Annotated in this window: 4 protein-coding genes; 2 read left to right on the forward strand and 2 right to left on the reverse strand. The window is 59.1% G+C overall.

The annotated features are described in order from the left end of the window. Positions 1-139 precede the first annotated feature (139 nt). A complete protein-coding gene (locus tag EXZ48_RS34415; RefSeq protein WP_130521546.1) occupies positions 140-331 on the reverse strand; it encodes a hypothetical protein in 192 nt (63 codons plus the stop codon). 2 nt (positions 332-333) lie between these two features. Next, entirely contained in the window at positions 334-1191 is an 858-nt protein-coding gene (locus EXZ48_RS34420; RefSeq protein ID WP_130521548.1) for a chitinase, read from the reverse strand. 71 nt (positions 1192-1262) lie between these two features. Here EXZ48_RS34420 and EXZ48_RS34425 point away from each other — a divergent pair, with 71 nt between their 5' ends. Then, positions 1263-1646, forward strand: a complete 384-nt coding sequence (locus EXZ48_RS34425; protein WP_130521550.1) for a type II toxin-antitoxin system RelE/ParE family toxin — start codon at positions 1263-1265, stop codon at positions 1644-1646. Beyond that, positions 1643-1975 carry a DNA-binding transcriptional regulator gene (locus tag EXZ48_RS34430; protein ID WP_130521552.1) on the forward strand — a complete coding sequence of 111 codons (333 nt, stop codon included), beginning with the start codon at positions 1643-1645 and terminating at the stop codon, positions 1973-1975. Before EXZ48_RS34425 ends, EXZ48_RS34430 begins: the two co-directional genes overlap by 4 nt. Positions 1976-2198 lie beyond the last annotated feature (223 nt).

A 2198-nucleotide genomic window follows, 5' to 3' on the forward strand; every position in this document is an offset into this window, starting at 1 on the left:
CGCTCAAGGGTTTCGGCGCGGATGGCCTGTCTTTCGGCCTCACGAGCCGCTGGAAGCGTGAAGGCCTGCACGTAGCTGTAGACCACCACTCCGCCGAGGATCGCGCCTGCGGCCAGCTTGAGGGCGTTGATGAGGCCGATCATGTTGCCCACCCGAGCCGCTTTGCCGCGGCATAGGCCATTTCGACCCCTGCCCCGAGCGCCAAGCCGACGAGCATGATCAAATCCGAGTCGGCGCCGATCTGGTTACCGAGGTCAGCATCGAGGTATCCGGCCGTGACGAGAGCCGCAGCGAGATAGCGCAGCGCGATGCGGGCGATGACGGCGGTCATGGCTATTTTCCTTTCAGAAGATTGGCGAGGGCGGCGATGAGAGCCGAGAGCCAATTGCCGGACGGGACCGGGCCTTGCTCGATCTTGGCGGGTTGCACGAGCTTCGCCTCCGCGACGGGCTTCAGCGTGAAATCCTTGCTGCTGGGGAGATCAACGGGGATCGTCGTGCCGGCGGGGAGATTGGCTTTTGGCACATAGCCGGCGCTGCGGAGTGCCTTTTCAAAAGCCTTGGCGTAGAGAGCGATTTCCGCGCCGTTGGCCGCCGTGTCGCCGTTGATGATGGCGCGGGAGGCGTAGTATTTGAAGTCGGGAATGCCAGGGCTGCGCGTGACGAGATAGTCGTAATCGGCAAGCTTCTTGCCCGTGAACATCCCCTTCGTCATCCCGTCGAACAGGATACGCACCGCGGTTGCCATTTCGCTTGCGGCGTCCGGGTTCTCAGCAAGGCCGAACTTCGCATAGTTCGTCTTGCCAGTGATCTGGGCGAGCCCTCTGCCACGATAACGCCAGCCATCGTTCGGCCCATCATTGCCCAGCCGGCCACCATAGACCTTGTTGGCGAGCTTCTGCGGGTTGTTGGCATACGGTTTCGCGCTGGCGACGGTAGGAAACCGACTCGGCCAAACCTGCGTCATCCGCTTGGCGGAATAATTGAGGTTCTCGGTGACAGGCTGCATGCGCCCGCCCGTCTCGTGATAGGCTTCCGAGAGGATCGCCGCGAGGTGAAACAGCGGCGTCCCTCGCCTCTCCGCCTCGGCCAGTATCGCCTCGCAGCCCTTTGCCTGGGCCTGAGAGATAGACGTGCCGAAAACGCCGGACGCGCGCTTGCGCACCGACGCATAGAATGCGCTGCGGTTCATGACTGAGCCTCTTGGTTACGGAGAATTAATTATTTGTTGACGGAACTACGTGATAAACGTAGTCATTATGCATGCACTGCGTCGTTGAAACACATAGCTTTCGTAAAGCCGCCTCAGACGCTGGAATGTCCGAGGAGGAGGTTCTTCGCCTCAAGAACCTACTATCGGAGTGTCCAGACGCCGGGGACCTTATCAAAGGCACCGGCGGGGCGAGAAAGCTTCGTTTCGCGAAGCCAGGGCGCGGGAAGAGCGGAAGCTACCGCGTCGTGACATACTACTGCGCAGAAGATATCCCGGTATTCCTGATGGATGTCTATGCAAAGGGTGACAAAATCAACCTATCTGCCCGCGAAAGGGCGGACTTGAAGAAGGAGTTAGACGCGTTCGCAAACGAATATCGGGGCATGGTTTCGCAACGCGTACTTGAGATGAAAAAATCGGAGGTGGCATCATGACCAACGCTGGAAGCAGGCTTCTTAATGCTGCGCGAGAAATGCGAGAAATCGCCCGCGGCGAAAAGAAGCCGGCGCATATCCATGTACCCCCAGACGTTGACGTTCGGGCAATTCGTCGGCAACTCGGCCTATCCCAGGATGCTTTCGCTTCGGAATTCTGCTTCAGCATCAACCAAATTCGAGACTGGGAGCAGCGCCGTACGCGTCCGATCGACAGCAATAGGGCGTACCTCATGCTTATCGAACGACACCCAGATATCGTTCGAAAGATGCTTGATGAACTGAGAGCCAAGTCCGGCGAAGACGACGATCTCGACGTGGCAATCTGAATTTACCCCGCTTCGGCGGGGTTTTTCTTTTCCGGAATAAAAAGGCCGCCTAGCGGCAGTTGCCGTCGCGCACGGATGCGACGGGAGGGAGCTATTCAGTCCATTCGCGGATTATGATGATGCCGGGTCGGCCAGCACCGCCGTTAAAGCCGGGTGTCCCGGATGACTTCACGGAGCCAGAGCCACCAGAGCCGTTGCCCGATCCGGGGTTGCCATTGCTGTT

It is taken from the genome of Shinella sp. JR1-6 (assembly GCF_004284735.1).
GTDB lineage: Bacteria > Pseudomonadota > Alphaproteobacteria > Rhizobiales > Rhizobiaceae > Shinella.